Source organism: Nitritalea halalkaliphila LW7, from assembly GCF_000265075.1.
Classification (GTDB): domain Bacteria; phylum Bacteroidota; class Bacteroidia; order Cytophagales; family Cyclobacteriaceae; genus Nitritalea; species Nitritalea halalkaliphila.
In genome coordinates, this window is sequence record NZ_AJYA01000017.1 from 46,607 (window position 1) to 73,501 (window position 26,895).

At 52.7% G+C, this 26,895-nt stretch carries 31 protein-coding genes and 2 pseudogenes; 21 read left to right on the plus strand and 12 right to left on the minus strand.

What is annotated here, in order from left to right; translation table 11 throughout:
• Nucleotides 1-45 precede the first annotated feature (45 nt).
• Nucleotides 46-1,035 (minus strand): GSCFA domain-containing protein, encoded by a 990-nt coding sequence (locus A3SI_RS06770; protein ID WP_009054601.1) that lies wholly within the window; start codon nt 1,033-1,035, stop codon nt 46-48.
• Nucleotides 1,036-1,384: 349 nt separating this feature from the next.
• Here A3SI_RS06770 and A3SI_RS20340 point away from each other — a divergent pair, with 349 nt between their 5' ends.
• The 3 genes from A3SI_RS20340 (at nt 1,385) to A3SI_RS06780 (ending at nt 3,913) form a co-directional block, all read left to right on the plus strand.
• On the plus strand, nt 1,385-1,948 hold the full coding sequence (locus tag A3SI_RS20340; protein WP_238531632.1) for a hypothetical protein: 564 nt from the start codon (nt 1,385-1,387) through the stop codon (nt 1,946-1,948).
• A complete protein-coding gene (locus A3SI_RS20345; protein ID WP_238531633.1) occupies nt 1,945-2,751 on the plus strand; it encodes a M24 family metallopeptidase in 807 nt (268 codons plus the stop codon). The genes A3SI_RS20340 and A3SI_RS20345 overlap by 4 nt, the downstream gene beginning before the upstream one ends.
• A gap of 91 nt (nt 2,752-2,842) precedes the next feature.
• Nucleotides 2,843-3,913 (plus strand): endonuclease/exonuclease/phosphatase family protein, encoded by a 1,071-nt coding sequence (locus A3SI_RS06780; RefSeq protein ID WP_009054603.1) that lies wholly within the window; start codon nt 2,843-2,845, stop codon nt 3,911-3,913.
• On the opposite strand, the gene A3SI_RS20350 is transcribed toward A3SI_RS06780, so the two are convergent.
• The 4 genes from A3SI_RS20350 to A3SI_RS20365 all read right to left on the minus strand — a co-directional run bounded on the left by A3SI_RS20350 (nt 3,868) and on the right by A3SI_RS20365 (nt 6,159).
• Entirely contained in the window at nt 3,868-4,323 is a 456-nt protein-coding gene (locus A3SI_RS20350; protein WP_394330361.1) for an MMPL family transporter, read from the minus strand. The genes A3SI_RS06780 and A3SI_RS20350 overlap by 46 nt on opposite strands.
• 112 nt (nt 4,324-4,435) lie before the next feature.
• Nucleotides 4,436-4,825, minus strand: coding sequence for a hypothetical protein (locus tag A3SI_RS20355; RefSeq protein WP_009054604.1), 390 nt, complete (start codon nt 4,823-4,825; stop codon nt 4,436-4,438).
• A 103-nt stretch (nt 4,826-4,928) separates the two neighbouring features.
• Nucleotides 4,929-5,462 carry an MMPL family transporter gene (locus A3SI_RS20360; protein ID WP_238531635.1) on the minus strand — a complete coding sequence of 178 codons (534 nt, stop codon included), beginning with the start codon at nt 5,460-5,462 and terminating at the stop codon, nt 4,929-4,931.
• A gap of 46 nt (nt 5,463-5,508) precedes the next feature.
• Entirely contained in the window at nt 5,509-6,159 is a 651-nt protein-coding gene (locus tag A3SI_RS20365) for a hypothetical protein (protein ID WP_238531636.1), read from the minus strand.
• A gap of 122 nt (nt 6,160-6,281) precedes the next feature.
• Here A3SI_RS20365 and A3SI_RS06790 point away from each other — a divergent pair, with 122 nt between their 5' ends.
• Nucleotides 6,282-7,076, plus strand: coding sequence for a thymidylate synthase (locus tag A3SI_RS06790; RefSeq protein ID WP_009054606.1), 795 nt, complete (start codon nt 6,282-6,284; stop codon nt 7,074-7,076).
• Between the two features lie 109 nt (nt 7,077-7,185).
• Here the strand turns inward: A3SI_RS06790 and A3SI_RS17265 are convergent, their stop codons facing one another.
• Complete coding sequence (locus A3SI_RS17265; RefSeq protein ID WP_009054607.1) at nt 7,186-7,758, minus strand: hypothetical protein; 573 nt, start codon at nt 7,756-7,758, stop codon at nt 7,186-7,188.
• Between the two features lie 205 nt (nt 7,759-7,963).
• Nucleotides 7,964-11,635, minus strand: a complete 3,672-nt coding sequence (purL, locus tag A3SI_RS06800) for a phosphoribosylformylglycinamidine synthase (protein ID WP_009054609.1) — start codon at nt 11,633-11,635, stop codon at nt 7,964-7,966.
• A 531-nt stretch (nt 11,636-12,166) separates the two neighbouring features.
• Between purL and A3SI_RS22355 the strand changes: the two genes are divergently transcribed.
• From A3SI_RS22355 to A3SI_RS20370, 3 genes are read left to right on the plus strand one after another with little or no spacing between them, the layout of a single operon-like run.
• Nucleotides 12,167-12,664 carry a beta/alpha barrel domain-containing protein gene (locus tag A3SI_RS22355; protein WP_316929105.1) on the plus strand — a complete coding sequence of 166 codons (498 nt, stop codon included), beginning with the start codon at nt 12,167-12,169 and terminating at the stop codon, nt 12,662-12,664.
• 27 nt (nt 12,665-12,691) lie between these two features.
• Nucleotides 12,692-13,048 (plus strand): PepSY-associated TM helix domain-containing protein, encoded by a 357-nt coding sequence (locus A3SI_RS06810; RefSeq protein ID WP_238531637.1) that lies wholly within the window; start codon nt 12,692-12,694, stop codon nt 13,046-13,048.
• A complete protein-coding gene (locus tag A3SI_RS20370; protein WP_238531638.1) occupies nt 13,045-13,239 on the plus strand; it encodes a hypothetical protein in 195 nt (64 codons plus the stop codon). Before A3SI_RS06810 ends, A3SI_RS20370 begins: the two co-directional genes overlap by 4 nt.
• 113 nt (nt 13,240-13,352) lie before the next feature.
• Here A3SI_RS20370 and A3SI_RS06815 read toward each other — a convergent pair whose 3' ends face one another.
• Nucleotides 13,353-14,180, minus strand: a complete 828-nt coding sequence (locus A3SI_RS06815) for a universal stress protein (RefSeq protein ID WP_009054613.1) — start codon at nt 14,178-14,180, stop codon at nt 13,353-13,355.
• A 188-nt stretch (nt 14,181-14,368) separates the two neighbouring features.
• On the opposite strand from A3SI_RS06815, the pseudogene A3SI_RS06820 reads away from it, so the two are divergent.
• A pseudogene (locus A3SI_RS06820) lies at nt 14,369-15,132 on the plus strand (SDR family NAD(P)-dependent oxidoreductase).
• A gap of 194 nt (nt 15,133-15,326) precedes the next feature.
• Complete coding sequence (locus A3SI_RS06825; RefSeq protein ID WP_009054616.1) at nt 15,327-15,983, plus strand: Crp/Fnr family transcriptional regulator; 657 nt, start codon at nt 15,327-15,329, stop codon at nt 15,981-15,983.
• Between the two features lie 65 nt (nt 15,984-16,048).
• Here the strand turns inward: A3SI_RS06825 and A3SI_RS06830 are convergent, their stop codons facing one another.
• The 3 genes and pseudogenes from A3SI_RS06830 to A3SI_RS23195 form a co-directional block, all read right to left on the minus strand.
• A complete protein-coding gene (locus A3SI_RS06830; RefSeq protein ID WP_009054617.1) occupies nt 16,049-16,699 on the minus strand; it encodes an alpha-ketoglutarate-dependent dioxygenase AlkB family protein in 651 nt (216 codons plus the stop codon).
• A gap of 104 nt (nt 16,700-16,803) precedes the next feature.
• Nucleotides 16,804-17,379, minus strand: a complete 576-nt coding sequence (locus tag A3SI_RS23190; RefSeq protein ID WP_394330362.1) for an STAS domain-containing protein — start codon at nt 17,377-17,379, stop codon at nt 16,804-16,806.
• A 48-nt stretch (nt 17,380-17,427) separates the two neighbouring features.
• A pseudogene (locus A3SI_RS23195) lies at nt 17,428-18,551 on the minus strand (SulP family inorganic anion transporter); the annotation flags it as partial.
• Nucleotides 18,552-18,908: 357 nt separating this feature from the next.
• Between A3SI_RS23195 and A3SI_RS22360 the strand changes: the two are divergent.
• From A3SI_RS22360 to A3SI_RS20395, 9 genes are all read left to right on the plus strand, one after another.
• Nucleotides 18,909-19,121: a hypothetical protein gene (locus tag A3SI_RS22360; protein WP_316929106.1), complete on the plus strand. Its 213-nt coding sequence runs from the start codon at nt 18,909-18,911 to the stop codon at nt 19,119-19,121.
• Complete coding sequence (locus A3SI_RS06840; protein ID WP_009054618.1) at nt 19,061-20,980, plus strand: M3 family metallopeptidase; 1,920 nt, start codon at nt 19,061-19,063, stop codon at nt 20,978-20,980. The genes A3SI_RS22360 and A3SI_RS06840 overlap by 61 nt, the downstream gene beginning before the upstream one ends.
• Nucleotides 20,981-21,131: 151 nt before the next feature.
• Nucleotides 21,132-21,872, plus strand: a complete 741-nt coding sequence (locus tag A3SI_RS06845) for a cation diffusion facilitator family transporter (protein WP_316929107.1) — start codon at nt 21,132-21,134, stop codon at nt 21,870-21,872.
• Nucleotides 21,830-22,144 carry a cation transporter dimerization domain-containing protein gene (locus A3SI_RS22365; RefSeq protein WP_316929108.1) on the plus strand — a complete coding sequence of 105 codons (315 nt, stop codon included), beginning with the start codon at nt 21,830-21,832 and terminating at the stop codon, nt 22,142-22,144. The genes A3SI_RS06845 and A3SI_RS22365 overlap by 43 nt, the downstream gene beginning before the upstream one ends.
• 85 nt (nt 22,145-22,229) lie before the next feature.
• Nucleotides 22,230-22,394, plus strand: coding sequence for a hypothetical protein (locus A3SI_RS20380; RefSeq protein WP_238531641.1), 165 nt, complete (start codon nt 22,230-22,232; stop codon nt 22,392-22,394).
• Nucleotides 22,394-23,374, plus strand: coding sequence for an AI-2E family transporter (locus A3SI_RS06850; protein ID WP_009054620.1), 981 nt, complete (start codon nt 22,394-22,396; stop codon nt 23,372-23,374). Before A3SI_RS20380 ends, A3SI_RS06850 begins: the two co-directional genes overlap by 1 nt.
• A gap of 102 nt (nt 23,375-23,476) precedes the next feature.
• Nucleotides 23,477-23,950: a tetratricopeptide repeat protein gene (locus tag A3SI_RS20385; protein WP_009054622.1), complete on the plus strand. Its 474-nt coding sequence runs from the start codon at nt 23,477-23,479 to the stop codon at nt 23,948-23,950.
• Nucleotides 23,932-24,291, plus strand: a complete 360-nt coding sequence (locus A3SI_RS20390; RefSeq protein ID WP_009054624.1) for a tetratricopeptide repeat protein — start codon at nt 23,932-23,934, stop codon at nt 24,289-24,291. Before A3SI_RS20385 ends, A3SI_RS20390 begins: the two co-directional genes overlap by 19 nt.
• Nucleotides 24,292-24,293: 2 nt before the next feature.
• Nucleotides 24,294-24,458 carry a tetratricopeptide repeat protein gene (locus A3SI_RS20395; protein WP_238531642.1) on the plus strand — a complete coding sequence of 55 codons (165 nt, stop codon included), beginning with the start codon at nt 24,294-24,296 and terminating at the stop codon, nt 24,456-24,458.
• 42 nt (nt 24,459-24,500) lie between these two features.
• Here the strand turns inward: A3SI_RS20395 and A3SI_RS06860 are convergent, their stop codons facing one another.
• Nucleotides 24,501-25,745, minus strand: coding sequence for an ROK family transcriptional regulator (locus A3SI_RS06860; protein ID WP_009054626.1), 1,245 nt, complete (start codon nt 25,743-25,745; stop codon nt 24,501-24,503).
• Between the two features lie 123 nt (nt 25,746-25,868).
• Here A3SI_RS06860 and A3SI_RS18845 point away from each other — a divergent pair, with 123 nt between their 5' ends.
• The 3 genes from A3SI_RS18845 (at nt 25,869) to A3SI_RS18850 (ending at nt 26,833) form a co-directional block, all read left to right on the plus strand.
• Nucleotides 25,869-26,009: a hypothetical protein gene (locus tag A3SI_RS18845; RefSeq protein WP_156810210.1), complete on the plus strand. Its 141-nt coding sequence runs from the start codon at nt 25,869-25,871 to the stop codon at nt 26,007-26,009.
• Nucleotides 26,002-26,394 (plus strand): cupin domain-containing protein, encoded by a 393-nt coding sequence (locus tag A3SI_RS06865; RefSeq protein WP_009054628.1) that lies wholly within the window; start codon nt 26,002-26,004, stop codon nt 26,392-26,394. The genes A3SI_RS18845 and A3SI_RS06865 overlap by 8 nt, the downstream gene beginning before the upstream one ends.
• Before the next feature lie 112 nt (nt 26,395-26,506).
• Entirely contained in the window at nt 26,507-26,833 is a 327-nt protein-coding gene (locus tag A3SI_RS18850) for a hypothetical protein (protein ID WP_156810211.1), read from the plus strand.
• The last annotated feature ends 62 nt before the right edge of the window (nt 26,834-26,895 follow it).

Sequence of the window (26,895 nt, forward strand, 5' to 3'; positions counted from 1 at the left end):
AGGTTAAGGCATACGGCCCTCTCGGGCCAAAAAAAGGGCTTGCGCTTAGCGGCTTTGCTGCATGGCCTGTTTGCGCAGCTGCTCGATTTCTTTACTAAAATCAAAATCCTTATCGAATCGTTCCAGCTTGCGCAGCAGACTGCTCACGAAGCGCTGATGCGCCACGCCTTCGGGGTTAATGGGGCGGTGCGCCAGCTCTCGCTGAATCTGCTCGAACTCATGGATGAGGCCGAAGGTGCTGCGGTGAATCCAAGCGGCTTTAAAGCGTTCCCAGATCATTTCTTCCGCCAGAGGGCTCGGGTGGATGAGGTCTTCCTTATAAAAGCGGTAATCGCGGAGCTCGTCGAGCATCAGCTCATACGCAGGAAAGTAATGTACCCCAGGAAAGCGCTGTTCGATTTCATGGCAGGCCAGGCGGAGAACCGACTTGCTCAACTGGTTTTGGGGCAATCCTTCGCGCGTATGACGAACCGGGCTTACGGTTAGCAGAAAGGTGGCGTCGGGATTTTCTTCTTGTAGGCAGAGGTAAAAGGCTTCGAAGGCCTGCACGATTTCCTCTACCTGCAGCAGGCGTTTCGTAAAGAAAGCTGCCGGCTGCTTGTGGCAGTTGGCCACGAGTGTACCTGACGGGCTATGTTCATGCACCCAGGCGGTGCCAAAGGTCAGGAAAACATGGCTGGCCTCGAGGAGCCCATGTCTACAAACACTTTGGCGCTTCGCCAAAAGCCGCATAAGTGCATGTTCACTGTAGGCCATCAAGTCGCCATGCGTCTCATAATGCGCGAGCAGTCCGTCTCGCTGCGCCACCAGCTCCGGTCGGTAGCTTTCTTGCTGCAGAGCCATGCGGGCATTTCGGAGGATAGAAATGGGGTTAAAGAGGGTTCCAAAGGGATTTATAAGTGTCTCAAATTTCCGCTGCTGTAAAAATCCGCCCATTACTGTGGAAAAGCAAGAACCCAGGGCAACCACAAAAGAGGAAAAATCTAGCTTAGGCTCTTTCTCCGGAATTTCACAAGGGGTATATAAGGTACTCATAAATCGGATGACGCTTTAGTTTATGGAATGAAAGACGATAGGACATGTTCACGATGCTACCGGCCTGAATCACTGCTTTTTCGATCTGACATTCAACCCATTACAGCAAGGCGGATTTAAAAATGATGCGATCGAGCAGAATAACAAATGTAAAAAAAATAAAGCAAAGGTTTTTCCTCTTTCTTGGCATTTTTTCTATCGGTTAAATTAGGGCGCTTCTGACAGGAGCCTACTAGGGTATATGTCGCGCTTTTTCGAAGTACTCCAGCATCCATTTATGGAAAAATACGCCAAAAAACCATAGAAGGCCGTATCTTCGCTTTATTTTCAACTGCATAAACGAAGCCTCATGTCCCCTACACATTCTCTTGCTCGCCTTCTTCAGAGAGGGTTCCTCCTGTGTGCCATAGCCGCAAGTGTTTTAGCTTGTGCGGCTGAAAAAGGCAGTGCTGATCAGCAGGAAATCGAAAATCCTTTTGCTGGGCCGAGCCCATGGCCCGAAATCCGCAAGGAGCGCATGCGTACCTTACTTCCCCAGGCTATGGAAGCAGCTGGCGTGGATGCTTGGCTGATTCTCTGTCGGGAAAACAACAATGACCCTATCGCCCACCATGTCGGCGGCGAAAATGCCGGAGGTCAGTTGGCCATCGTTTTTGCCTATCGAAATGGGGAAGTGAGCAGTGTGGCTTTTTCTCCTGTGGGCGAAGCGACCGCGCTGGCGGAGTCGGGCATTCACGACGAGGTGCGCCCGATCGACCGGGGAGCCTCTGCCCTTTCGCAGGCGGTAGCCTACCTGCGCAGCGGTGGATTTAGTGCCATCGCCATTAATACCTCTACGGAAAACGCTTTGGCCGACGGCTATCCAGCACCCAGTATGCCGCCATCAGCACGGCTATGGGACCCGATGCGGTGAAGCTAGTGTCTGCGGATGAGCTCATTTACGAGTGGCTATCTGTGAAGCTGCCCGAGGAAGTAGAAATTATCGCGAAAGCCTCCGAGCTAACGGCCCAGTGGGAGCTTGAGGCTTACGCCCAAGTAGTGCCGGGAAAAAGTACTGATGCGGATATCGCCCGCTTTTTAAAAGATAAAATGGAGGCCTATGGCTTCAGTGATGCCTGGAATCCTGAGCAAAACCCGAATGTCAACTCGGGTGCTGATCGTGGTCACAGTCATGCCACGGATAAGGTGATTCAGCCTGGAGATGTTATACAGATCGATTTTGGGGTGCGCGTGTGGGACATGTGGGTGAGTGACATCCAGCGTTTTGCGTATGTGCTACGCCCTGGTGAAACGAGCGCGCCCGACTCGGTGCAGTATTATTTCGAATCCAGCATCGGAGGAAATCGTGTGGCACTGGCCGCCATGGCTCCCGGTGTAAAAGGCTATGAAGTAGATCGGGCACAGCGCGAGTGGATGGCCGAGCGTGGCTCTGAGCCCGTGATGTGGAGTACAGGGCATCCGGTAGGCTATGTGGCGCATGACATCGGGCCAAGCTTAGGGGGTGGCTTGCTGGAAGACCCGAGCTCACGCCCTTCTGTGATGCGTCCGCTGAAGCCGGGGCAGCTGTTTGCTTTCGATGGCTTTCATGCCTGGAAGCTGCCTGATGGAGGCCTGAAAACCATGTCCGTAGAAGAAATCGCCGTCGTAACGGAGGACGGAGCACGCTATATTTTGGCCCCGCAGGAGGAACTTGTGCTAATTTCCTCTGACCGCTAAACGCTAAAACTGGGGAGAGAAACTTGCTTTTTTACTGAAGAAACTCAATTTTCTCCCTAGTTTTGCGTTTTGCAAGCAATTTAGAATAGCTATGGCGCGCTGGTTTTATGGACTTCTTTTGATACTGAGTGTGGCGGTGCTGCTGAGCGTGTACATCAGCCCCCTACATGTTCCGCTGGCGGGCCTGTTAAGTTTAGGCATCCCCCTGCTCCTTCTCGGACATGGGGTGCTTTTTGTTTTCATGCTTTTAAGCCGCAGCCGCTGGTTTTGGGTGCCCCTTCTGGTGCTGGTGCTCAGCTTTCCCTACCTGAAGGCTACCTTCCGCTGGCCAAGCGCTGACCGCTTCCAGGAGGCCCGCACGGAGGAAACACTGGAGGTGCTTTCGTATAATGTGCATCTTTTTCGCTACAACAGGGAAAAGCGCAATCCTGCAGAATTTCGGGAGAGCATCGCCCGCTGGCTCAGTGAGCATCCCGCGGATATCAAGTGCATACAAGAATTTTATCAGGATGAAACCACGGCATCGACCCACATGATCCGTCGGTTAGCACAGGATCAGGGCATGCACATTTCTTATCAGCCGGTGCAGAGACGGCGCCAGCGCCAAAGTATCGGCATGGCCATCATCAGCCGCTACCCTATCGTAAATGAAGGGCGGGTTTTCGATAATTCGCGGAATAACGGCGTCATATTCGCCGATATCCGTTGGAACTCCGATACGATCCGCGTTTACAATGCGCACCTGGAGTCCATGAGCATACAGGCTGAGGCCTTAAAAGATGTGGAGGGGTTCAAAGAAAATTACTACGATGTGGCGCGCAAAATTCGAAATGGCCAAGTTACCCGCGCGCGCCAGTTGGCACAGCTCCAGCAGCATATCGCTGACAGTCCGTACCCTGTCTTGCTTATGGGCGATTTTAATGACACGCCCTACAGCTACCTGTATTTTAATTTGCGTCAAAACCTTTCGAACGCTTTCGAACGTGCGGGCAGTGGTTTTGGCTTTACTTACAACCGTGTTTTATTTTTTCTACGCATCGACCACTTGTTTTACCAAGAGGACTTTTTCGATGTGACTGACTTTAAAACGTATTCAGCAGTCGATTACTCGGATCATTATCCTATCGGAGCCCTTTTGCGCAAGCGCTCTGGCACTCCGTAGCCTCGGTTTCCGAGTAACACAGGAAGCAGTAGGAGATCTGCGGCCCAGGCAAAGAGCAGGGCGAGGCTAATCAGTAGTCCGGTATAAAAGGTAACGCCAAAGGCGCTGAACAGCAGCAGCGCAAATCCACTGCATAGGATTAGGGTACTGAGGCTGATGGCCTTGCCCGTCTCTAAAAAGGTGCGCTTCACCGCGTAGGCCATGCTCTTCCCACTGCGTAATTCCCCGTATAACTTGCTCATAAAGTGGATGCTATCGTCCACGGCGATTCCGAATGCGACGGCAAATAAAATCGCTGTGGTGAGTTTCAAGTCGATGCCCGCAAGCACCATGACGGTGCACATAAAGAAGAGCGGAATCACGTTCGGAATAAGCACGATAAGGGCCATGCGCCAGGAGCGGAATAGGATTCCTGCACTGTGGCCACGAGGAGAAAGGCCAGCCCCAGCCCTTTTGCCATCTGCTCAGAGACGAGGCGATGGCTTTTATCGATTAGGTAAGAGGTGCCTGTTCGGCGAACGCTCAGGATTTCTTCGGAAATATATGCTTCCGTAAATGCCCGGAGTTCATGATCCAATCGCTCGGCTCGGGCGGATCCCCAATCTTGCATGCGCCCTGTGATGCGGGCCCTCGTTCCCTCGCTGTCAATAAGTGGGGGCAGAAAATCCGCTTCCAACAGTCCTTCGATGAGCCTTCATACCCTTTATAGCGTGCCTCCGAGGGCAGCACGAAGGCTTTGGGATTTGCCTGATTGGAGGCCATGTGGGCGAATTTCGCGAAGGTGAGTGGTGAAAGTAAGGGGCCTGTGGCGTAGTTTTTTTGGACGAACTGCTCGAGGGTGTCCAAAGCCTTCAGCGCCCGATAATCCAAGAGGTCTTCCACTTCGCTACCCGCTGTGATACTGATTTCCAATGGGTTACTCCCTCCGAAGGTACGGTCAAAAACAAAAACTCCTGCACGATAGGATGCTCTTCAGGCAAGTTATCCAGCAGGTAGCCGTCCACTTGTAGGCGGGTTACCAGGGCATTGCACCAGCTATCAGAAAGAGAAAAGTGGCTAAAACCGTTTTGCGGTTCCTAAGAACCGCGCCCAAGAGCCCCCTTAGGCCCCTTTCCCAGCGCAGGTAGCCCTTTTCGCTCCCACCCTGCCCTTCCGGCGCGAAACGATACAGCAGAGCGGGGAGCAGCAAGTTGATGGCCGCAAACATCAGCAGCACACCAGCGCCCGTGAACAGTCCGAAGTAGCGGATGCTGTCAGCGCTGGCTAAAAACAGGGAAAAGAAGCCCAAACTGGTGGTGAGTGCGGTAAGGAAAACGGCCAGAAAAAGGTGGCGAAAGGTTTCCGGAATGGCTTCCGCCTTCGTGTAGCCGCGCCGAAGTAGCAGCAGATAATAACTAAGGTAATGCACACAGCACTTAGGCCGATAACCAGCAGCAGGGTGGGTTGCATGACCGCCAGCACATCGAGCGCCTGCCCGCTGAGTAGGCGAAAGGCCAGGGACCAGGCGATGCCCACGGCTAGCACCAGCAGGGGAAGCACGACTCCCCACCAGGTTTGGAAAAGTAAGGCCAACAAAACCACAATCAATAGGAAGCTCAAGCCCAGAAAAAAGGCAAATTCTGCTTGCAGTAGGGATACAAAAGCCCCTTGCGCCTTGATTTTACCGGCAGTTTTGATGTCTGAGAAGGCAGCAGTGCGCTCGTCGAGGGTCGCTTGGATGGCGAGGTAAAGCGTGTCGCCCCGTTCTTTGGCGATATTTTGTTCGTTTTCCAAGAGCAGTAAGAGGTAGCGCTCCTCTTCGGCGATAAATTGAGCCCAGTGGTTTGGAGGGCTTCTACGCGCTTTTGGCTGGCAGCCAGTTCCTCTTCGTCTTCGAACTGTATGTACTTACTGCGGCGCAGGCCGAAAGCCCCTGCTCGGAGCTCTTCCAGATCTAGGGCGGACTGCACGCTGAGGACGGCTGGTAGTTCGCGCAGCGCCTCCTGCAGTGCTTCTACCTCCCCGAGAAACTCGCGATCCCAAACAGTTTCGGGTGCTTGGACGGCGATCAAGAGGTAATCGTTATCGTTTTGGAAACGCTCGCGGAAGTCTTGGTAGTAGAGCAGACTTTCGTCGCCGCGCGGAAAAAATCCTTCAAAATCATAATCAAAGGTGGGGGTTGGGCGAAGGGCGACAAAAAGGAGACTGATCCCCAGGGCCAGTAGCGCGAGGCGGTAGGCTTGAGGGCGTAAAAAGTGGGCAGACATGCGGCGTAGTTTTTATAGAAAACGCCTCCAGGGGAGAAAGGTTTTAAGAGCCGGATGTTGGGCGCGCTTTTGAAAATGGGGAGAATGCTGTACCTTTGGCCGGAGGCCAAAACCATTACCGCATGCAAGCATATCATGAGCTTATGGCGCACATTTTAGCGCATGGAGTGAAAAAGGAGGACAGAACAGGCACTGGAACGCTTTCCGTGTTCGGCTATCAGATGCGTTATAATCTGGAAGAGGGATTTCCACTGGTGACCACCAAAAAGCTGCACCTGCGCTCCATCATTCATGAGCTGCTTTGGTTCCTTAAAGGGGAGACGAACATCGCTTACCTGAAGGAAAATGGGGTGCGGATCTGGGATGAATGGGCCGATGAAAATGGCGAGCTGGGGCCGGTGTATGGGCATCAGTGGCGGCACTGGCCTGACGGCAAAGGCGGTGAGATCGATCAGATCAAGCTCCTAGTGGATGGCCTGAAGCAAAACCCGAACAGTAGGCGGCACCTGGTCTGCGCCTGGAACGTGGCCGAGGTGAATGAAATGGCGCTGCCCCCCTGTCATACGCTTTTTCAGTTTTATGTGGCGGAGGGGAAGCTATCCTGCCAGCTGTACCAGCGTTCTGCCGATGTGTTTTTAGGCGTTCCTTTTAATATCGCCTCCTATGCGCTGCTGACGCTAATGCTAGCGCAGGTGTGTGGGCTGACTCCGGGTGAGTTCATCCATACCTTTGGGGATGCGCACCTGTATCTCAATCATTTAGAGCAGGCCAAGCTGCAGCTGAGCCGTACGCCGCGCCCTTTGCCGCAGATGCGGCTAAACCCAGAAGTAAAGGACCTTTTTGGTTTTCAATACTCCGATTTTACCCTTGAAAATTACGATCCCTATCCACATATTAAGGCAGAAGTTTCTGTCTGAGAGTAAATGGGTAAGCCGAGGATAACGTGTCGAGCTGCTGCATGGAGGATGCTAGCTCTGCGCGAAAGCATGCCCTGGCTATTTTTTTCGTGATTTCCGGAGCTTCCTTTTAAAAACCCCAACCTACCTGAAGACCAATGGACCAGTTGCTCGGGAGATCGTTTCCAAAGCGCAAGGGTAAGGGAACAGCCAGAGAGAGGTTGGAGTGGCCAAAATCTTTAATCATTTTTCCGATGACGGGGGTAAAGCCCAGCTGTCCGTTTCTTTCGAAGGCCAGGCGTGTGGCAAGGCTCATGTCTTTCCCAAAGTTCCAGATGATGCCGGGATGAAAAAGAAATTGAGAAACGCGCAGTCTTTCCTCCCATGTTAGGGTGGGTACTACTTCGATTGAAAAAGCGATTTGATCGTTCAACCAAAAATTGATGCCGGTAGGAAATCCGATGGCGCGAAGCGGTAGCCAGCTGGCGCCTGCTTCCGCGCTGGGGCCGAATGGCTGTTCGTACATATTGGTGACGAAGCTAAAAAAGGCACCGATACGTGGATTATTTTCGTGCTGCTGTGTCTCGAGGGTTTGTGCGCAAGTTGGCTGCTGCAGGAGCTGCAGAAAAGGAAGCAAAAGGAATCCCAGGCGACAGCAGGCTTGATGGTTCTTCCCGTAAGATGTATGCTTCTCGCTTTTCATGTGTGGCCTTTGTGCGTTTGGGGAGCTCCCCTCAAACACAGCGTTATTTTATCATTATTACGGGATTTAATTTGATATGTTGTAGATTTAAAAATTAGCCTGGCGATCGTTATCCCTCACCTGAGACTTTCATCCCATAGGTAGTCACTTGGCCGCGCAGGCCTAAAAAAAGGAAGAGATGCGAAACCTCTTCCTTTTTTTGACTTTACACTCTTTCAGCTATCCAGTTATACGCATTTTGGAAGGCCTCCATCCATGGGCTGACAGGATCCTCCGCCAGCTCCGGGCTGAGGTAGGGCCAGTTCCAAGGCTTCAGGGAGCGCTCGATATGCGGCATCATCGCCAGATGTCGGCCATCCTGCGAGACCAGCGCCGCCACGTCCGCATCCGAACCGTTTGGATTCCCTGGATAGGCAGCATAACTGTAGGTCATGGCCACGCGATAGGATTCCATCGCTGGCAAGTGGAACCTTCCTTCGCCATGTGCAATCCACACCCCCAGGCGCGTGCCGGCTAAGGAGCCCAGCATCACGGACTGATTAGACGGAATCGTCACATTTAGGAAGGCGGACTCAAATTTCCCTGAGCGGTTATGCTCCATTTTAGGAGCCTGCTCCGCCTCCGGATATAGCAGGCCAAGTGCCACCATCAGCTGGCACCCATTACATACCCCTAAGCTCAGCGTATCGGGGCGAGCATAGAAGGCGTCGAGGGCCTTTTTCGCTTTTTCATTGTAGAGGAAGGCCCCAGCCCAGCCTTTGGCGGAGCCCAAAACATCCGAATTCGAGAAGCCACCTACAAAGGCGATCATGTGCACATCCTCCAGGGTCTCGGCACCGGAAATTAGGTCGGTCATGTGAATGTCTTTCACCTCGAAACCGGCCGCATAAAGCGCAAAGGCCATTTCGCGGTCTCCATTAACGCCTTTTTCGCGGATGATGGCTGCACGGGCACGACCACGAGGGACACTATCCTGCCCCTGCGCCAGGCGCTGCTGCCAAGCGCTCAGTCCGCTATACATGAGGGGCTGCTGGCTGTAATTCGTGTAGCGGGCTTCCGCATGCGCAGCACCTGACTGCAACTTATCCAGCAAGTAGGAAGAGCGGTACCACAGTTGGCGATAGGTCGCGATTGGGAAGGACAGCCCTTGGGCGGGAATGTTCAGCACCCCATCCAGGGTCACCTTGCCCAGCGACACATAGCGTACGCCGTAGCTGTCCAGCAGGGCGCGCACCTTTTCAGCATTTTTCACCTGAATGACCACGCCCGGATTTTCTGCAAAAAGCATTTTGATCGGATCCGCCTCGCCCAGGCCTTCCAGCTGCACGTCTAAGCCTACGCGCGTGGACGGAAAACACATCTCTAAGAGCGTCGTCACCAAACCACCCGAAGAAATATCATGGCCGGCATGGAGCAATTGCTGCTGGATGAGCTGCTGCAGGGCGTCGAAACAGGTGCGGAAATAGTTCGCATCCAGCACATCCGGCGTCTCTGTCCCCACTTGGTTTAAGACCTGCGCCAGCGCACTCCCCCCTAGCTGTAGGGGTGCCGACGAAAAATCAATGTAATAAAGAGAGGATCCGGGCACGGGGGCTAAATCTGGGGAAAGGACGCGCTGAATGTCTGTACACGTACCGATGGCGCTGATGATCACAGTTCCAGGCGCATAAACAGTCTGCCCATCCGGATACTGCTGCGTCATGGAAAGGGAATCTTTTCCGGTCGGGATATTGATACCTAGCGCGATCGCAAAATCCGATACGGCCTCCACGGCACGGTAGAGGCGATCGTTTTCTCCTGCATTTTTAGCTGGCCACATCCAGTTGGCGCTCAGCGACACCCCAGTGAGGCCTTCTTCGATCGGGCTCCAGATTATATTGGTAAGCGCTTCGGCGATCGCCAGGCGGGATCCTGCTTCGGGTGAGGCCAAAGCCGCCACAGGGGCATGCCCGATGGAGGTGGCGATCCCTTGGGTTCCCTGAAAGTCCAGTGCCATGACGGCGACATTATTCAGTGGAAGCTGCAGCTCGCCAGTGGTCTGCTGCTTGGCCACGCGACCGGTTACGGAGCGGTCGACTTTGTTGGTCAACCAGTCTTTACAGGCGACTGCTTCGAGCTGCAGGACCTGCTCGAGGTAGGCGCTAAGCTTCTCCGTTTCGTAGCGCAGGGGCGCAAAACCATTTTCAGCACGGCTGTCTTCCAAGATCGTCTTCGGAGAGCTGCCGAACATATGGTGCAGGCTCCAGTCCACGGGCTTCTCCCCTGTGCGCGCATCTTCGAAGGTAAACTGCATATCTCCGGTGGTTTCACCGATTTCGTAGAAGGGAGCGCGTTCTCTTTGCGCCACGCGGCGTAAAAGGTCCGTATCTTCCGGACGTACCAGCAGCCCCATCCGCTCCTGCGATTCATTTCCGATGATTTCTTTCGCAGAAAGGGTCGGATCACCTACGGGAAGGGCCTCTAGGGCGATTTTCCCACCGGTGGTTTCTACCAGCTCTGACAGGCAGTTTAGGTGTCCTCCGGCGCCATGATCGTGAATGGAAATGATGGGATTCTCATCCGATTCTGCCATAGCACGGATGACATTCGCCACGCGTTTCTGCATTTCGGGATTCGAGCGCTGGATAGCGTTTAGTTCTAAAGCATGGCTGAAGGCTCCTGTATTCACGGAGGAAACCGCAGAGCCACCCATCCCGATACGGTAGTTATCGCCCCCCATAAGGATGATTTTATCTCCAGCGGAAGGCGTTTTTTTCAAGCTGTAGGGCGCACGCGTGAAGCCCACCCCGCCCGCTTGCATGATCACTTTATCGAAGCCCAGCCAGCGACCACCTTCCTGATGTTCGAAGGTTAGCAGCGAGCCAGAAATGAGCGGCTGGCCGAATTTATTTCCGAAATCACTTGCCCCATTCGAGGCCTTGATGAGGATATCCTGTGGGCTTTGGTAGCGCCAGGGGCGTGCAGGCAGCTGCTCCTCCCAGGGACGCCCTGCTTCGGTCCGCGGATAGGCCGTCATGTACACGGCTGTGCCCGCGAGTGGTATCGAGGCAGTTCCTCCAGCCATGCGGTCACGGATTTCTCCCCCCGACCCAGTGGCGGCCCCGTTAAAAGGCTCCACCGTGGTGGGGAAATTATGCGTTTCTGCCTTTAGAGAAAGGACCGTTTCGATAGGGGTTTCAGCGAAAAAGTCGGCCTGATCTTGGCGCAGGGGCGCAAACTGCACAGCGGCCGGACCCTTTACAAAGGCCACATTGTCTTTATATGCAGAAACGATTCGGTTTGGGTGTGCCTTCGAGGTGGCTTTGATGAGTTGAAAGAGGGTTTTTTCTTTTTCTTGGCCGTCAATGCGGAAGGTGCCGTTAAAAATTTTGTGTCGGCAGTGTTCGGAGTTGACTTGGCTGAAGCCAAAAACTTCTGAGTCCGTAAGTGGGCGGCCGATAGCGGCGCTGACTTGGTTGAGGTAGTCCACCTCTTCTTGGCTTAAGGCCAGTCCTTCGGCTTGGTTATAGGCGGCGATATCTTCGATGGGGCGGATGGCTTCTGGCTGCAGGGCGATATGGAAGAGCGACTGGTCGAGCTCGGTGTAGCGCTGCTGGAGCATGGGGTCTAGCGGACTTTCATCGCTCACTTTTTCGAAACATTCGATACGCTTGATGCCGCTAATGCCCATGCTGAGGCAGATTTCTACAGCGTTCGTGGACCAGGGGGTGAGCATTTCCTTTCGGGGCCCTATAAATGGCCCGGGGAGCTGCTGCTGGTCGAGCGCTTGTGCTCCATCGAAGAGCCAGGCCAGCTTAGCCAGCGTTTCGGGGGTGAGGGCGGTTTCAGTTTCGAGCGCATAGACGAGCGGTCCGGCGGTTTGGAAAAAGCGTATCATGTCCTGGAGTCAAATTTTTATATGGTGGCAAAGGTACATAAATGCCCTGTAAAAAACCTAAGGAAGGCCCTCCTGGCGCGGGATTTTGGCCGGAGGCCTGACCACCTATGGGCTAAATTTCCCGATGGGGATAAAATCTATTGGGAAAATTCAGCTGCCTGCGTATCTTTCTTTCATGATTCAACTAGTAGAATGTCCGCGGGATGCGATGCAAGGCTTGCCGCACTTTATAGATACGAGTATTAAGGCGGCCTACCTCGATCAGCTTTTAGCGGTAGGATTTCATACCTTGGATTTCGGAAGTTTCGTCAGTCCGAAGGCGATCCCACAGATGCGCGACACGGCCGAGGTGCTGGGCATGCTGGATTTACACAAGCGTACGACGCGCCTGCTGGCGATCGTGGCGAATACCAGAGGGGCGGAGGATGCACTTCAGTTTCCTGAAATCGATGATCTCGGCTTCCCTCTTTCGCTATCCGAACGTTTCAGCAGCGTAATACCCGGAAGAGTATCGCCGAGGCGCTGCAGACGGTGGAGGAAATCCAAGACCGCTGTATGGCGAAAAATCGCCGGCTGGTCGTGTACCTCAGCATGGGTTTTGGTAATCCTTACGGCGATCCTTACGCGCCGGAGCTGGTGGCGGAATTTTGTCAGCAACTGATCGATAAGGATGTGTCCGTCATTTCTTTTGCTGACACGGTGGGGCTGGCCAGCCCGGAGCTGATCGAATCTGTCTTCCGCGTGAACATCGCCTCCTTTCCGCAGGTGGAATTCGGTGCGCATCTACATACACGTGCGGACCAGTTGAACGGAAAAATTAACGCCGCCCTGAAAGCAGGCTGCCGCCGCTTCGATGGCGCCCTACAGGGTTTTGGTGGATGCCCGATGGCCGAAGATCGCTTGGTGGGAAATGTGGCCACAGAAGCGCTGATTCACCTGCTGGAAAGCCATGGTTTTAGTCCCTCCATCGATAAAGATGCCCTTCGGGAGGCGCTAAAGTTAGCCAAAGTGGTCTTTACAGGCCAATAATCACATTAATTCGTTAACTCAGTACGCATGCCCAGTTCACTTAGTGCCCAGACTCGTTTTTACCGTAAGCTACATAAGTGGCTCAGCCTGCCCCTTTTGTTTTTTATGGTCTTAGTCTCTGTAACGGGGATTTTGCTGGCATGGAAAAAGCCACTGGCCCTGCTTCCGCCCACGCAGCGTACGCAGGTGGAGCGTCCCGAGCAGATGCTGCCTGTGGAGGAGCTGATGCGCATCGGTGTGCAGTACGTGCAGGATTCTGTGGGGCTCAATCCGCTCTTAGATCGGGTGGATATCCGTCCGGAGAAGGGCATCGCGAAAATCGTGTTCAAGCGGCACTTTAAAGAGGTGCAGCTCGACGCATACAGTGGCAGATTCTTTCGGTGAAGCAGCGAAATTCCGACTTGATCGAAAGTCTGCACGATGGCAGCATTTTGGATTTTTTATTCGAGGCAGATGGTGGCTACGCCAAAATGGGTTTAAGTACGCTTATGGGCCTTGGGCTGCTCTTGCTCTCGGTTTCGGGCTTTTATCTCTGGTGGAATCCGAAGCGCATCAAGCAGCTAAAGGCCAAGTAAACAGGAATAGACATAAAAAAAGTGGGCGCTTCACGGCGACCCACCTTTTCACTGTTTAGGATGTGGTTAATTCTATGTCAAAAGCGTTTTTACACGGTTCCTGGTATATCTTTTTAGGTAAATTTCACACTTAACACGGCATAGTCTCCTTTAAAGAGCACGGTTTCGGTGTGGCCGATCTGATAGGTGCGGCTGTTTTTTCGCTCATTTGTAGCGAAAGCGATAAAGCCTGCATCTAATTTTTGTGCGAAGTTCAGGATCCCTGCTTCCGCACTGGTGTCATTATAGATATGCTTGTGGATGACGATGTCTTCCAAACCATTTGCATACTGCTGCATAGCGGCATCCGCATCGGCCGTGCGTGTAAATCCTTCGGGGGTATTGATGTACAGAAAATGTACCGAGCAGCGCAGTTGGCGGATAAGGGGGCGAAGCTGCAGAAAGGCTTCCTTGCTATCCGAGTGGAACTTAGCTGCAAAAACCATTTTGCGCAGCGCATTTCCATTCAGTGCCTTTTTTACAGCCAGCACCGGGCAGTGTGCCTCCCGCAGGATGCGCTGCACATGTGAGCCGATATGTTTTTCTGGCGCATGCCCCTGTCCATAGGCGCCTAAGACGATCAGGTCTGTGTTTTCGGCTGCCGCCAATTTACACACTTGGTCATAGGGAATACCGACGAGCACCTGTGTGTGCAGCGGTACGTGCGGCTGGGTATAAGGGGCCAGGAACTCCCCTAATTTGGCTGTGGCCTCTTGGAGTTGGTCGAGGATTTTAGTCTCCTTTTCTTTGGCCTCTGGCCGCATGGAAGCCCAGTCTAAGGTAGATCCGACGACATTTACTGCGATGATGCTACTCTCTCCTTTCGCAGCGATACGCATGGCGGTCTCAAAAGCCGCAGCTGCATAAGGGGAAAAATCGATAGGGACGAGAATTTTCTTCATGTTGCTTTCAGGGTTTAGGTTTATGGCCTTCTTACCTCACAAAGGTGGCACTTTTTGCGGGCGGAAAAGCTGATGAAAATCAGTTTTTTACCTGATTCTTACGAGCTGTGCCCTCCCGCCCTTCCTGTAACTTTGTACCCAAGAATAAACCTATAAGCGCTTTACATACCATAAACCAAACATATTTCATGGAACTTAAAGACAAAACAGCAGTCATCACAGGCGGATCCGGTGGTATAGGATTAGCTACCGCTCGCCAATTTTTACAAGAGGGCATTCGGGGCGTCTTGCTCGTGGATATCAGCGAAGAGGCACTGGCCGAAGCACAGGCCACGTTGGCGGACGAGCGGGTGTTTACCTTTAAGGCCGATGTCAGCCAGGCCGAGGAAGTAGCGGCGTACACCGCCTTTGCGGAAGAGAAGTGGCAGCGCATCGATCTTTTGTTCTTAAATGCCGGTATCGAGGGACGAGTAGCTACGATCGCCGAGTACCCTGAGGAGGTCTTCGACCAAGTGATGGCGGTGAATGTGAAAGGCGTGTTTTTAGGTATGCGAGCGGCATTTCCGCTAATGGAGCGTCAGGGCGGTGGGGCCATCTTGATCACATCTTCAGTGGCGGGACTTCAGGGCACGGCGAAAACGATCGCCTACACGACGAGCAAACATGCCACGATCGGTGCCATGCGCGTGGCGGCATTGGAAGGTGCCCCCCATGGCATTCGCGTGAACAGCATGCACCCCTCCCCTGTGGATAATCGCATGATGCGTTCTTTGGAAGAGGGCTTCGCACCGGGAGCGGGGATGGAAGTCAAAAAAAATTTCGAGCAGATGATCCCCTTAGGCGCTATGGCACCAACGAGGAGATGGCCGAGCTCGCCACCTTCCTGCTTTCTGACCGCAGTAAATTCATTACTGGTGCGGCTTATGTGATCGATGGAGGCCTGACCGTATAAGGCCCATCAAACAGATTATGAGGATTTTAATAGCTTTTAATAGGTTGGTTTAGGATACCAAAAAGAGTCGGGTTGCTAATCCGGCTTTTTTTATTCATCCGTTCCCCCTGTTTTTTCGTTTTATCTTGTGACAGAAATCACTAATTTAAGCCAGTGAAATCCGTTTTTTCACCTTTGAATATGACAGTAACCCCATGGAAATAGATGACTTAAAGCGCTTGGTGCCGGCGATTACGGACCCGAATCTCCTGCAAGCCATGCTGGAACAGGGAAAGGTGCACACCTTTGCCTCCGGCAAATCCATTATGGAACCTGGCCAGTTTGTTAAGATGGTACCCATCGTCTTGGGTGGCGCCATAAAAATTATGCGTATGGATGAGGACGGCCGCGAGCTGTTTCTCTACTACCTGGAGCCCGGTGAGACTTGTGCCCTCTCCCTTACCTGCTGTTCTGCCTCGAAGCCGAGTGAAATCAAGGCCGTGGCTGAAGAAGAAACGCAGATTCTGGGTATTCCTACCGCCCTACACGAAAGCTGGACGGATCAGTACAAGCAGTGGAAAGATTTCGTCTCGAACACCTACCAAAAGCGTTTTCAGGAGGTGCTCGTCGCCCTAGACGCGGTGGCATTTAAGCGGATGGATGAGCGGCTGATGCGCTATATCTTGATGAAAATGAAGCAGCTGAAGGCGAATGAGCTGCACATCACCCATCAGGAGGTGGCAAATGAACTGGGCACCTCCCGTGAAGTGATTTCCCGCCTGCTGAAACAGTTAGAAAAGAAAAAATGGATCGAGCTGGGCCGAAACGTGATCTATGTCCGCGATGATTTCGAGGAGTTGATCGCCCAGTAAACGTTAAATTTCCTCGCCAAAACGGCTTGGATCAATCTATTAAGCCTGAGCGTTCGATCGAGCACTTAGGGCTTTGCTGTAAAGAGCCTGCGAAAGGTAAGGTTGATGCGCGCCTGCACCGGTTTTTTGGTTTTGGGCAACTGATGTTCCCAGAACTGCTGCATGTCACCCTGCATCAGCAGCAGACTGCCAGCGGCAAGGGGCAGCACGCGCTTTTTTTCTCCCACCAGAGCTGCCGGCAGGTCCTTGCCCTTTGGCCGGTACGGCCGCACCTGAAAATCACGTGTCCCTCCGAAGCTCAGCGAGGCGATGGTCGGACGAGGGCCGAGGATTTTTTCATTATCCCGATGCCAGCCCATGCTGTCGGCACCATCCCGGTACCAGTTGCAGAGACAGTGCGTGAACTGCTCTCCCGCGGCTTCTTCCACCAGACGCAGCAGAGGGAGGAGGCCTTTCGGCCAATTTTGAACCTCCATCTGAATGCCTGAGTAGCCATAGGGCACGCGTGGATCTCCCAGAAGGGCCGTTAAGCGCGGCTGCATGACCGGCTTGCCGAAGAGGATGATGGGCTCCTGCACCCAGCGTAGTTCTGACTCCAGTAAGGCCTGATAGTGGTGGGCCTCCTGCGCGGAGAGAAAATCTTCCTGGTAATACATTTCCCCATGGGCAGGAAGTAGGTTGGGACCCGCGGGCGAAGAGAAAAGGGTGGACTGCATGCCGGTATAACCCTATCTTATGGGCTGAGGTTAGGCCTAGGGCCAAAAAAAACCGGCGCCTTGCGGCAACCGGTTCTTTTATAAGCTATGGGTAGTTGTATTCCTTAATTGTCATTCGTCTGCATGGCATACACCTTCCAGTTTTCTGCGTCCGCGTGATTATGCGTGATGAGTGCGTCCACCGCACTGGCATTATCCAAGAAGATGTAATTCACTCCGATGGTTTCCAGTAGGCCCCAGCGGTTCATCACGTCACGGACTGGCCCTTTGATGGCTGTCATGCTCACCTCCATGCCTGCGGCCCGCCATGTTTTGATCCACTCATCGAGCTCATGTGCTCCTGTGCTGTCGATACTGGTTACCGACTCCATGTTAAGGACTACAGCCTTCACTTTGCCGCCCTTCGCGGCCAGCCAAGACTCCATGGTGTCGTGGATATAGGTGACGTTCGCAAAATAAATCGGGCCGTCGATGCGGACGATCAGAAGGTCTTCACGCTCTTCCAAGTTTTTAAAACGCTTCACATTTCGGAAAATCGCTGTGCCAGGAATACGTCCCAGCTGTGCCATGTGTGGGCGAGTGGCGCGGTATATCACCACGAGAAGGGAGAGCACCATACCGGAGATAATGCCGACTTCGATACCTAAGGTTAATGTCACGACGAAGGTGAGCACCAGCATCGAAAAGTCCACTTTATCTTTTTTCCAAAGGTGCTGAGGCTCTTTAAAGTCCACAAGACCAGAGACTGCTACCAAGACCACTGCAGCCAGAATAGCGCTCGGCAAGTAGTAGAAAAGGCTGGTAAAAAAGAGTAATGTTAGGACGATGAGCACTGCCGAGATGATGGAAGCCATGGTGGTTTTCGCCCCGGCATCGTTATTTACTGCAGTTCGGGAGAAACCACCCGTTACGGGATACCCTTTAAAGAAGGCTGCACCGAAGTTGGCCATCCCTAAGGCGATCAGCTCTTGGTTGGCGTCCAGGCGATAGGTTTTATGCTTGGCTTGGATGGTTTTCGCTACCGCAAAACTCTCTGCAAAGCCCACTAGAGAAATCGTCAAGGCGATAGGAAACAGCATGCTCCAGGTGTTTCCATCGAAATATGGAAGCGAAAGCGTGGGTAAGCCAGAAGGAACGTCTCCGACGATGCGAACACCCTGCTCGGTCAGGTTAAAGCCATAGACGAGGAGGATCCCCACGACGACGGCCACTAAAGGAGCTGGAAAGGCTTTATGGATTTTTTTTCCATACTTAATGATGATGATTCCTAAAACACCGATTCCAAAGGTGATCCAGTGAATATCTCCGATGTTTTGGAAGAGGGCCACTAAAATTTCTTGTACATGCTCCGTATTAGGGAGCTGAATGCGGAAAAGGTGCTTGATTTGGCTCAGGCCAATGATGATGGCTGCTGCCGAAGTAAATCCATTGATGACGGGATGAGAGAGGAAATTCACCACGAAGCCCAGTCGCAGGCGCCCATGCCAAACTGGATCAAACCGACGAGGAAGGCCAAGGTCAGCGCGTAGCCGAGGTATTCTGCGGGTGAGCTGGCATTAAGTCCACCGATACCAGCCGCTGTTAGGAGCGAGACCATGGCCACAGGACCTACCGCCAGCTGTCGGGAAGTACCGAATAGCGCATATAAAAGAAGCGGAACGGTAACGGCATAGAGGCCGTGAATCGGTTCCAGGCCAGCGAGCATGGCGTAGGCCATCCCCTGCGGAATGAGCATGATCCCTACGGTTAGGCCGGCGCTGAGATCACCGGAGAGATCGTCACGCTTGTAGCGCGGCAGCCACTCTGTGATGGGCAGGTAGCGGTTAAGTTTTTGTGCAAAGCCAGATTTCATCGGTATTTTCGTCTTAATAGGTGCAAATGATTCGGGAGCCGCCCGAGGCTTCTCCTTTGTAACAAACTGTGCAACAAAAGTCCATAAACTAGATGAAATTTTTTGTGATTTTTGTTACATGTGAAGGGAAAAAAACTTCCTTTTGACTCCCCGTTTCTGCCTTGCACTAAGTCTTTGCTGCTGTGCAGCTTATCTGCAAGTTACGAAAGGATCTCCCCTTTTCCTAAAAGGTCTATCAAAAAGCTTTTCGAATGCGTAGAACCTTATGGGCGTGTCCTGCTTTTTATAAGGAGGATAGAAATTTCTATCTTTGTACGAGAGCTGGATGGCTCGAAAACATCCCATTAAATGAGCGATATGACGACAATTTCCAACGATAACCCCCTACTCCAACCCTTCACGGCGCTGCATGAGACGGCGCCTTTTGATCGGCTTCTTCCGGAACATTTCCTGGAAGCCATTCAGGAGGCATACGGGCTGCCAAAGCTGAAATCGAGCAAATCAAACAGGTGGAGCATGCTGATTTCCAGAATACTATCGTGGCGCTGGATGCTGCAGGACGTGGTTTAGAGCGTACTTCAGCTATTTTTCACAACTTAAACGCTGCCGAAACGAATGAGCAGCTGCAGGCGCTGGCGCAGGAGATCGCACCGCTGCTGAGTGCCTACAGCAATGATATTTTACTGGACGCTGAGCTCTTCGCACAGGTGGCGGCTGTTTACGAAAACCCTCCAGCCGACCTAGACGAGGAAAGCCAAACCCTACTCGAGAAGACCTATAAAAGCTTCGTTCGGAACGGTGCACGCCTGGACAGCGAGCAGAAGGAGCGCCTGCGTGAAATCGACCGCGCCCTCTCCACACTGGGACTCCGCTTTGGCGAGCATGTATTAAAGGAAACCAACAGCTACGTGCTTTGGCTGGAAGCCCATGAGCTGGAGGGCCTACCCGATTTCATGGTGGAAGCCGCTGCGCAGGCCGCTGAAGAAAAGGGCCGCCCAGAGGCCTACGCGATCACTTTGGCCATGCCCAGCTACTTGCCTTTTATGACCTATTCGAAGAATCGGGAGCGGCGCAAAGAACTTTTCTATGCCTATAACACGAAGGCTTCGAAAGGCGATGCGCTGGACAATAAGGCCATCATCCAGGAGATTTTAGCCTTGCGTCAGGAGCGAGCGCAGCTTTTAGGCTATGCTACCTATGCCGACTTCGTTTTAGAGGAGCGCATGGCGCAAAGCCCCCAGGCGGTCCTTGACTTCCTGCAGGAGTTGCTTGACCGTGCTTTGCCGAAGGCCCAGGCAGAAATGTCCGCCCTGGAAGCTTTCGCGAAGGAAGAGGAAGGTATCGACCGGCTGGAAAAGTGGGATTTCGCCTACTTCGCCGAGAAACTGAAGAAAAAAGAATATGCCATCGACGATGCCCTGCTGAAGCCGTACTTCTCACTCTCCCGTGTGGTGGAGGGCGTTTTCGAGACGGCGGGCAGGCTTTTCGGCCTCCGCTTCCAGGAGCAGCCCGCTATTCCCGTGTACCATCCTGAGGTGCAGGCCTACGAAGTCTTCGATGCTTCTGGGCGCTTTATGGCGGTGCTTTATGCGGACTTTTTTCCGCGTGCGGGCAAGCGGAATGGGGCTTGGATGACCGTCTTTAAGGGGCAGTACCGAGAAGGGGAACAGGACAGCCGCCCGCATATTTCGATCGTTTGTAACTTTACGAAGCCCACGAAAAGCAAGCCTTCCTTACTCACTTTTCAGGAGGTCACCACGCTGTTTCATGAGTTCGGTCATGCCCTGCACGGCATGCTGGCAGACACGCGCTACGGCTCCCTTTCCGGGACGAGTGTTTTCTGGGATTTCGTAGAGCTCCCGTCGCAGTTGCTTGAAAACTGGTGCTACGAGAAGGAATGTTTAGACCTTTTCGCGCAGCATTATGAGACGGGAGAGGCGATTCCAGCTGATTTAATCGAAAAAATACGGGCGGCGGCAAATTTCCATCAGGGCTATCAGACTGTCCGCCAGGTGAGCTTCGGTCTTCTCGATATGGCCTACCACCAGCGGGATGCCGCCCAGATCCAGGATGTGGCCGCCTTTGAGCGGGAGTTGATGCAGCCAACCGCCCTCCTTCCCGAGACCCCCGGCACGCTGATGTCCACCTCCTTTTCCCACATTTTCCAGGGAGGCTATGCCGCGGGTTATTACAGCTATAAGTGGGCGGAGGTGCTGGATGCCGATGCTTTTGCCTACTTCGAGGCGGAGGGTATTTTCTCTGCTGAGGTGGCCAGCGCCTTCCAGCGCCATATTTTGGCTGCAGGCGGCACGGCCCATCCTGCCACGCTTTACCAGCGTTTCCGAGGCCGTGGGCCAGAAATTCAGGCCCTGCTGAAGCGCTCCGGGCTGCTAGACGAGGCGGCCAGCGGTTCGAAGACCGGCGTTTAAGGTAGCGGAAAAGAAGAGGGAATTCCTACGGTAGGAGTTCCCTTTTTTATTTTGGGCACAGGATTCCCGTTCCTTTAGGAAAAATGCGCGCGCATGCACGATTCCGAAAAATTGGCCGTACTTTTACCCTCCCAAAACCCATTCATGCCCCGTGCCTCAATCAAAAACGCTCTGGATCCGCCTTTCTTTTGCTGTCAGCATCGTCCTGCTGGTTCTAAAGTTCTATGCTTTTTACATCACCAAGTCTACAGCCATCTTAACCGATGCATTAGAGAGCATCGTGAACGTGGTTTCGGCGGCCTTTGCCAGCTACAGCATTTACCTGAGCTCACTCCCACGGGATGAAAATCACCCCTACGGACATGGCAAGGTAGAGTTTTTTAGCGCCGGCGTGGAGGGGGTCTTGATCATGCTGGCAGGAATTTTTATTCTGTATCAGGCTGTGTACAACCTCTTCTTCCCTGAGGAACTGGAAAACCTTCGCGAGGGGATGTTACTTATCGGCTTCTCCGGATTAGTAAATGGTGCCTTGGGTTTTGCGCTTCAGCGCAAAGGAAAAGCCTTAAACAGTATCACGTTAGAGGCCAGCGGCAAGCACCTACTCGTGGATACACTCACCTCTGTGCTGCTCCTACTTGGTATCGGGCTTATCCTGCTGACGGGTTTTCAATTTTTAGACTCGGTAATCGCGATTTTATTTTCGATGTATATCGGCTACAGCGGCTATGGGCTGGTGCGCCGCTCGGTAGGAGGCTCATGGATGAGGCAGATGCGGAAGCGGTCACTTCTACGGCGGCGGTTTTACAGGAAAAGCGTCGTTCGCTTTGGATCGATATTCATAACATGCGCGTGCAGCAGTATGGAGGGGATAAGCATATCGACCTACACCTGACCCTGCCTTATTATCTGAACTTAGAGCAGGTGCATGAGGAAGTGGAACAGGTGGAGCAAGTGCTCGAGCAACACTGGCCCGGCACCACGGAGGTGTTCATTCATGCAGACCCCTGCTTGCCCGAAAAATGCTGCCACTACTGCCAGGTAGCGGCCTGCGCAGTGCGCAAGCATCCTGCGAGCACTTCGATTACCTGGTCTCCTCAGAATATGGTGAAAAATCAGAAGCATTATCATGAGCTTAGTGAGAAAGGGCTGCCCGGACTCTCTTAGCTGGCCAAAAAGCGGGTCCTTTGGCATATTTTTAGTATATTTCACCTGAGCGAAATTGCTTCTCATTTTTATAAAAAGGATTCAGATGGCTACAACTCCTACCTTACGCCTTCCGGGCTATTTACGTGCGCTTAGCATTTTACTCCTAATTGGACTGATTATCACCCTAATGCAGGTGGGTAAAGGCATTCTTATTCCGCTGTTTTTAGGGGGAATCATCGCTGTGCTCTTTACCCCTCCCGTGGAGTGATGGTGCGGAAGGGCCTAGGGGAGCTTAGTGCTTGCCTGATCGCGCTAGTGACGGGAATTCTGAGTATTTTGGGGCTGCTGGCCTTTGTGATTCTGCAGGTGGCGAATTTCGGGAAGGATTTAGAAGATGTAGAAGAGCGCCTGCTGGGCTATGTAGAAGACATCGAGCAGCTGCTGAAAACGAATTTTGAGGTAGAAATCGGGCTTTTAGAGCGCGTGGAAGACATAAACTTGATCCAGTACGTCCAAAATAACTCCTCTAATCTGTTGGAATTTTTACTGGGGACGCTGGGCTCGCTGACCACGGCGGTGTTACTGCCTATTTTCATCTTCTTTCTTCTGGTGTACCGGCATCACCTGACCGACTTCATAGTAGAATTTTATAAGGAAACAGAAGAAGAAAAGGTGCGTGCCGAAATTAAAAAGCTCCGTAAGGTCGTACAGGCCTATATGGTGGGAGTGTTAAAGGTAATGGCGATCTTAGCAGTGCTGAATACGGCCGTGCTCTTTGGCCTGGGCATCAAGCATGCCATCTTTTTCGGGATTTTCGCCGGAATATTAAATATCATCCCCTTTTTAGGACCCTTTCTGGGCGCCGTTCTGCCCACGATTTTTGCCTTTTTAACCAAAGATAGCCTACTGTATCCTCTAGGTGTGGTGGCTGCATTTCAAATCATTCAACTGCTGGAGAGCAACTTTCTTACCCCGAAGATCGTTGGCAGTAATGTCAATTTAAACGCATTTATCACCTTTATTGCGCTCCTGGTTGGGGCTGCGATTTGGGGCATTGTGGGCATGATCATCGTGATTCCGGCACTGGCGGTCTTGAAAAAAATCTTTGAGCTCAGTCCAGACACGCAGCCTATCGCCCTTCTCTTAGGTGAGGAAAGAGCGAAGGACCTGCCAGAGGATGGCCCGAAACGAGAAACGGGCGACTCCCGGAAAGCGGAAAAGGAGGCGAAAGCGAAGGCTGACACGTAAGAAAATGCATGATGGCGGCGATTAAAGTCATACAGGAGTTAGAGAAAAAGCGATGAAACGAGTAAAAGATCTTTTCTTTGGGGCGGCGCCCCAAAACCTCAGATGCACCAGCAGGAGGAAGAGGCGTACATCAAGAGCAAAAACATAAAACTGGTAGGGATTATTTCACAGCTCCTGCTGCTGGCCCTGTTGTTTTTCATCGCGGCCTGTAACCAGCAGGAAGATAAAAAAGGGCGTTTTTTACTGAAGGGAAATGAAAAGTTAAAGGAAAACGATCTGCGTAAAGCGATTGATTTTTATACGGAGGCCCTAGCGATCGATCCCAACTATCGGGATGCACTGTATAATCGGGCATTGGCGCTGGAGCGGCTACGTCGCTTCGATGAGGCGATTTATGATTATGGGTTGATTTTAGCTGCGAATGATCAGGATTATGAGGTATGGTTCCTGAGGGGCTTGGCGCATTTAGATAATGGAGAAAATTACAAGGCTTTAGAAGATGCCCGCGCCTACTACGGGAGGAAAGTCAGGCCTGGAAAGGTTATTTTCTACGTGGGATGGCGCAAGAAGCTTTAGGCGACTATCCGGAGGCCTTAGCCAGCTTTAAGGCCGCCCGAGAGCGGGTGCCTGAAAATGCGGATATCGTCGTAAATGAGGCGACCATTCATTATTATTTAGGGGACTATGCACAGGCGCTGGCGCTGCTGGAAGAAGCGGAGGTTTTGGCTCCAGAGGAGGCCAATATCTACAATTTACGCGGCATGATCGCCTTCGAGCAGGAGGCCTATGGCGAGGCGCTGAAGGAAGTAGAGCGCGCCATTCAGTTAAACAGCGATCAACCCTATTTTTATAACAATAGAGGACTTTATCGGCTTTTCACGGGAGAGCTGAGGCGGGGCTTTCGGATATTAATTTAAGCTTGCGCCAAAACCCGAGGAATATTTTCGCTTGGCGTAATAAGGGCATGTACTATTACATGCAGGGAGATAAAACCAGTGCACTAAAGTATTTAGGGGATGCGCTGGAGCGCAATCCGGAGCTACCCCTAGCACGGGAATACTATGAGAAAGCCCTGGAACTATAGCGTTTCGGCTACGGGTGGGCAGCCTTTCGTTTCTTTAGTCCGTTAAAATCCTGTCGGCACTATGGGGGAAAACAGTTTTTCCTGCGCTGCCGCCACAGCGCCTAATGGCCCTACTGCATCCCCGAATTTACCAGGAACCAGTTGTACTCCCTGTTTGGAAATCGGCATGCTGTAGATATTTAGTGCCTGCTGGATGGGTGTGAACAGATAGTCTCCCGCTTCGGATAGGACGCCTCCTACGATGATTTTTTCTGGATTCAGGAGCTGGATGAGGATGGCGATTCCCTTGCCGAGGTCCAGACCGATCTGGCTTAGGATGCGGATGGTCCGTTGGTCCCCTGCCTTGGCGGCCTCCACGATGGAAGCAGGCTCTAGAAAATGTCCATTTCGAGCCGAAATCTTGGCTAAAATCGAGTCGGGATCATGCTTGATGGCCTCCTCTGCCAGGCGTACTGCTGCCGTCCCGCTGGCTACTGCCTCCAGGCAGCCTTTTTTGCCGCAGGCACAGTTCACCTCACTGGAATCAAAAAGTGGGGCGTGGCTGAATTCTCCTGCAAAGCCCTTAAAGCCATGGTATACCTTTCCGTCAACGACGATGCCGATACCTATCCCCCAGCCCACGAAAATACCAAGGACATGAGAGGCGGTATTCGGCTGAAAGTGGTACTCGGCCAAGGTCATGGCGCGCGCATCATTTTCGAGGTACACCGGGAGCCCGATGCGCTCTTCTAGGAAGTCGGTCAGCGGCTCGTCTGAGAAATTCAGGTAGGTGAAGTTCTTGCCTGCCGCAGCATCGATAAGACCAGGCATGGAGAGCCCTGCGGCGATGATGCGCTGCTCAGGTAGGGCCTGACCGGCCAAAAACTGTTTGATTTCGCGGACCAGCTGCATGGCGGTCTCGCGCTCATCGTCTAATTTAAGCACAAACTGATGTGTGGGGCTCACCGCTTCACGCGCAGTATTAAAGAGGGTGAGGCGAACGCGGAATTTGGTGATGGCGATGGAAAGAATGTAAAAAGCATCGGGCAGGAGCTGGTAGAGCTCAGCCTTTCTGCCACCACTTGACTTAGCAAAACCCTCTTTACGCACGAGGGTGCTGTCGATGAGCTGCTGCATGAGAGTGTGCGTGGTGGGCAGGCTGGTGCCGAGGTAGCGGCTAATTTCATTTACGGTGTGCTGCTGATTCCGAAAGAGCGCTTTGATGATACGCAGCTTGTAGATGTAGTTTTTTTGGTCTACACCTCCTTTTTTAAACGCTTCTTCTGAAGTCGGCGCAAATAGATTCATACCAGACGGGTTCTTGTTAAAGTGGAACTAAGATATAAAATTTTCCAAGAAACCTTGGGCAGCTTCCCTAATATTTTTACTTTTGCCTGTTATACAAGGTGTTTTTTTTATTTATCCTAACTTATGGAATTTCATGTACAAACGGATCTAGCGCTGGCCAAGGCGGAACTAGAGAGCGCCGTAGCCGCTCAGATCGACGCGGAAAACTTTTCTATCGTGCACGTGACTTTACGCGCCTTGGGGTGGTTTTTTTGTTTTGGATGAGCAGGAGATTCGACGCTTTCATGCGCGCTTTTTTCCCGAGCTCGAACTAAGTGAAGGGCAGTTTGCCCAAAAACTAAGTCCGAAAATTTTATGTGTAGCGCCTGGCAAGCGACTTTCCTGGCAGTATCATCACCGCCGCGCAGAGGTTTGGAAGCTTGTCGCCGGACAGGCGGCCATCGTTCGCAGTGCAGATGACACAGAGGGCCCTGAAAAGGACTTGGAAATCGGTCATCTGATTGCTTTGGCGCAAGGTGAACGGCATCGCTTAGTAGGCAAAACCGGCGGCTGGGGCATCGTAGCGGAGATTTGGATGCATACAGACCCCGAAAATCCCTCTGATGAATCGGATATCGTACGCGTTACGGATGATTTTAAGCGTTCTTAAGCGAAAAAGGCCTATCGTAAGAAACGATAGGCCTTTTTTATATCCTGTTAGATGCCTTTAACTTCCTCCACCACGTGAGCTGCGAGAGGAGCTGCTACTGCTTCGGCTTGAAGTGCCACCACTTTTAGAAGAACTACTGCTGCTCCGACTTACGGTACCACTGCTCCGAGAGGAAGAACTCCCGCTGCTGCGATCTTACGGTACCGCTACTCCGAGTGGAAGAACTCCCGCTGCTGCGACTTACGGTACCGCTACTCCGAGAGGAAGAACTCCCACTGCTGCGATTTACGGTACCGCTACTCCGAGAGGAAGAACTCCCGCTGCTGCGGTTGMGTGTGAGCCCGACGTCGTACGCCAAGGCAGAACCTGGGCCCTAAGCGAGCTGAGATCCTACGCCGAAGCCACGAACGAAGGCGTACGCGACGAGCGTCACAGCTGACGATGGACAGCTAATCTCAGCACCGAACGAGACCACTTACCGGTTACCGTTCCTTGAAGGCC

Excerpts from the sequence above, each read along its gene's own strand:
- A3SI_RS06770 (WP_009054601.1), bottom strand. The coding sequence starts at position 1,035 with ATGAGTACCTTATATACCCCTTGTGAAATTCCGGAGAAAGAGCCTAAG.
- A3SI_RS20340 (WP_238531632.1), top strand. The coding sequence starts at position 1,385 with ATGTCCCCTACACATTCTCTTGCTCGCCTTCTTCAGAGAGGGTTCCTC.
- A3SI_RS06780 (WP_009054603.1), top strand. The coding sequence starts at position 2,843 with ATGGCGCGCTGGTTTTATGGACTTCTTTTGATACTGAGTGTGGCGGTG.
- A3SI_RS20365 (WP_238531636.1), bottom strand. The coding sequence starts at position 6,159 with ATGTCTGCCCACTTTTTACGCCCTCAAGCCTACCGCCTCGCGCTACTG.
- A3SI_RS06790 (WP_009054606.1), top strand. The coding sequence starts at position 6,282 with ATGCAAGCATATCATGAGCTTATGGCGCACATTTTAGCGCATGGAGTG.
- A3SI_RS17265 (WP_009054607.1), bottom strand. The coding sequence starts at position 7,758 with ATGAAAAGCGAGAAGCATACATCTTACGGGAAGAACCATCAAGCCTGC.
- purL (WP_009054609.1), bottom strand. The coding sequence starts at position 11,635 with ATGATACGCTTTTTCCAAACCGCCGGACCGCTCGTCTATGCGCTCGAA.
- A3SI_RS06810 (WP_238531637.1), top strand. The coding sequence starts at position 12,692 with ATGCCCAGTTCACTTAGTGCCCAGACTCGTTTTTACCGTAAGCTACAT.
- A3SI_RS06815 (WP_009054613.1), bottom strand. The coding sequence starts at position 14,180 with ATGAAGAAAATTCTCGTCCCTATCGATTTTTCCCCTTATGCAGCTGCG.
- A3SI_RS06825 (WP_009054616.1), top strand. The coding sequence starts at position 15,327 with ATGGAAATAGATGACTTAAAGCGCTTGGTGCCGGCGATTACGGACCCG.
- A3SI_RS06830 (WP_009054617.1), bottom strand. The coding sequence starts at position 16,699 with ATGCAGTCCACCCTTTTCTCTTCGCCCGCGGGTCCCAACCTACTTCCT.
- A3SI_RS23190 (WP_394330362.1), bottom strand. The coding sequence starts at position 17,379 with ATGCTGGTGCTCACCTTCGTCGTGACATTAACCTTAGGTATCGAAGTC.
- A3SI_RS22360 (WP_316929106.1), top strand. The coding sequence starts at position 18,909 with ATGACGACAATTTCCAACGATAACCCCCTACTCCAACCCTTCACGGCG.
- A3SI_RS20380 (WP_238531641.1), top strand. The coding sequence starts at position 22,230 with ATGGCTACAACTCCTACCTTACGCCTTCCGGGCTATTTACGTGCGCTT.
- A3SI_RS06850 (WP_009054620.1), top strand. The coding sequence starts at position 22,394 with ATGGTGCGGAAGGGCCTAGGGGAGCTTAGTGCTTGCCTGATCGCGCTA.
- A3SI_RS20385 (WP_009054622.1), top strand. The coding sequence starts at position 23,477 with ATGCACCAGCAGGAGGAAGAGGCGTACATCAAGAGCAAAAACATAAAA.
- A3SI_RS20390 (WP_009054624.1), top strand. The coding sequence starts at position 23,932 with ATGGCGCAAGAAGCTTTAGGCGACTATCCGGAGGCCTTAGCCAGCTTT.
- A3SI_RS06860 (WP_009054626.1), bottom strand. The coding sequence starts at position 25,745 with ATGAATCTATTTGCGCCGACTTCAGAAGAAGCGTTTAAAAAAGGAGGT.
- A3SI_RS18845 (WP_156810210.1), top strand. The coding sequence starts at position 25,869 with ATGGAATTTCATGTACAAACGGATCTAGCGCTGGCCAAGGCGGAACTA.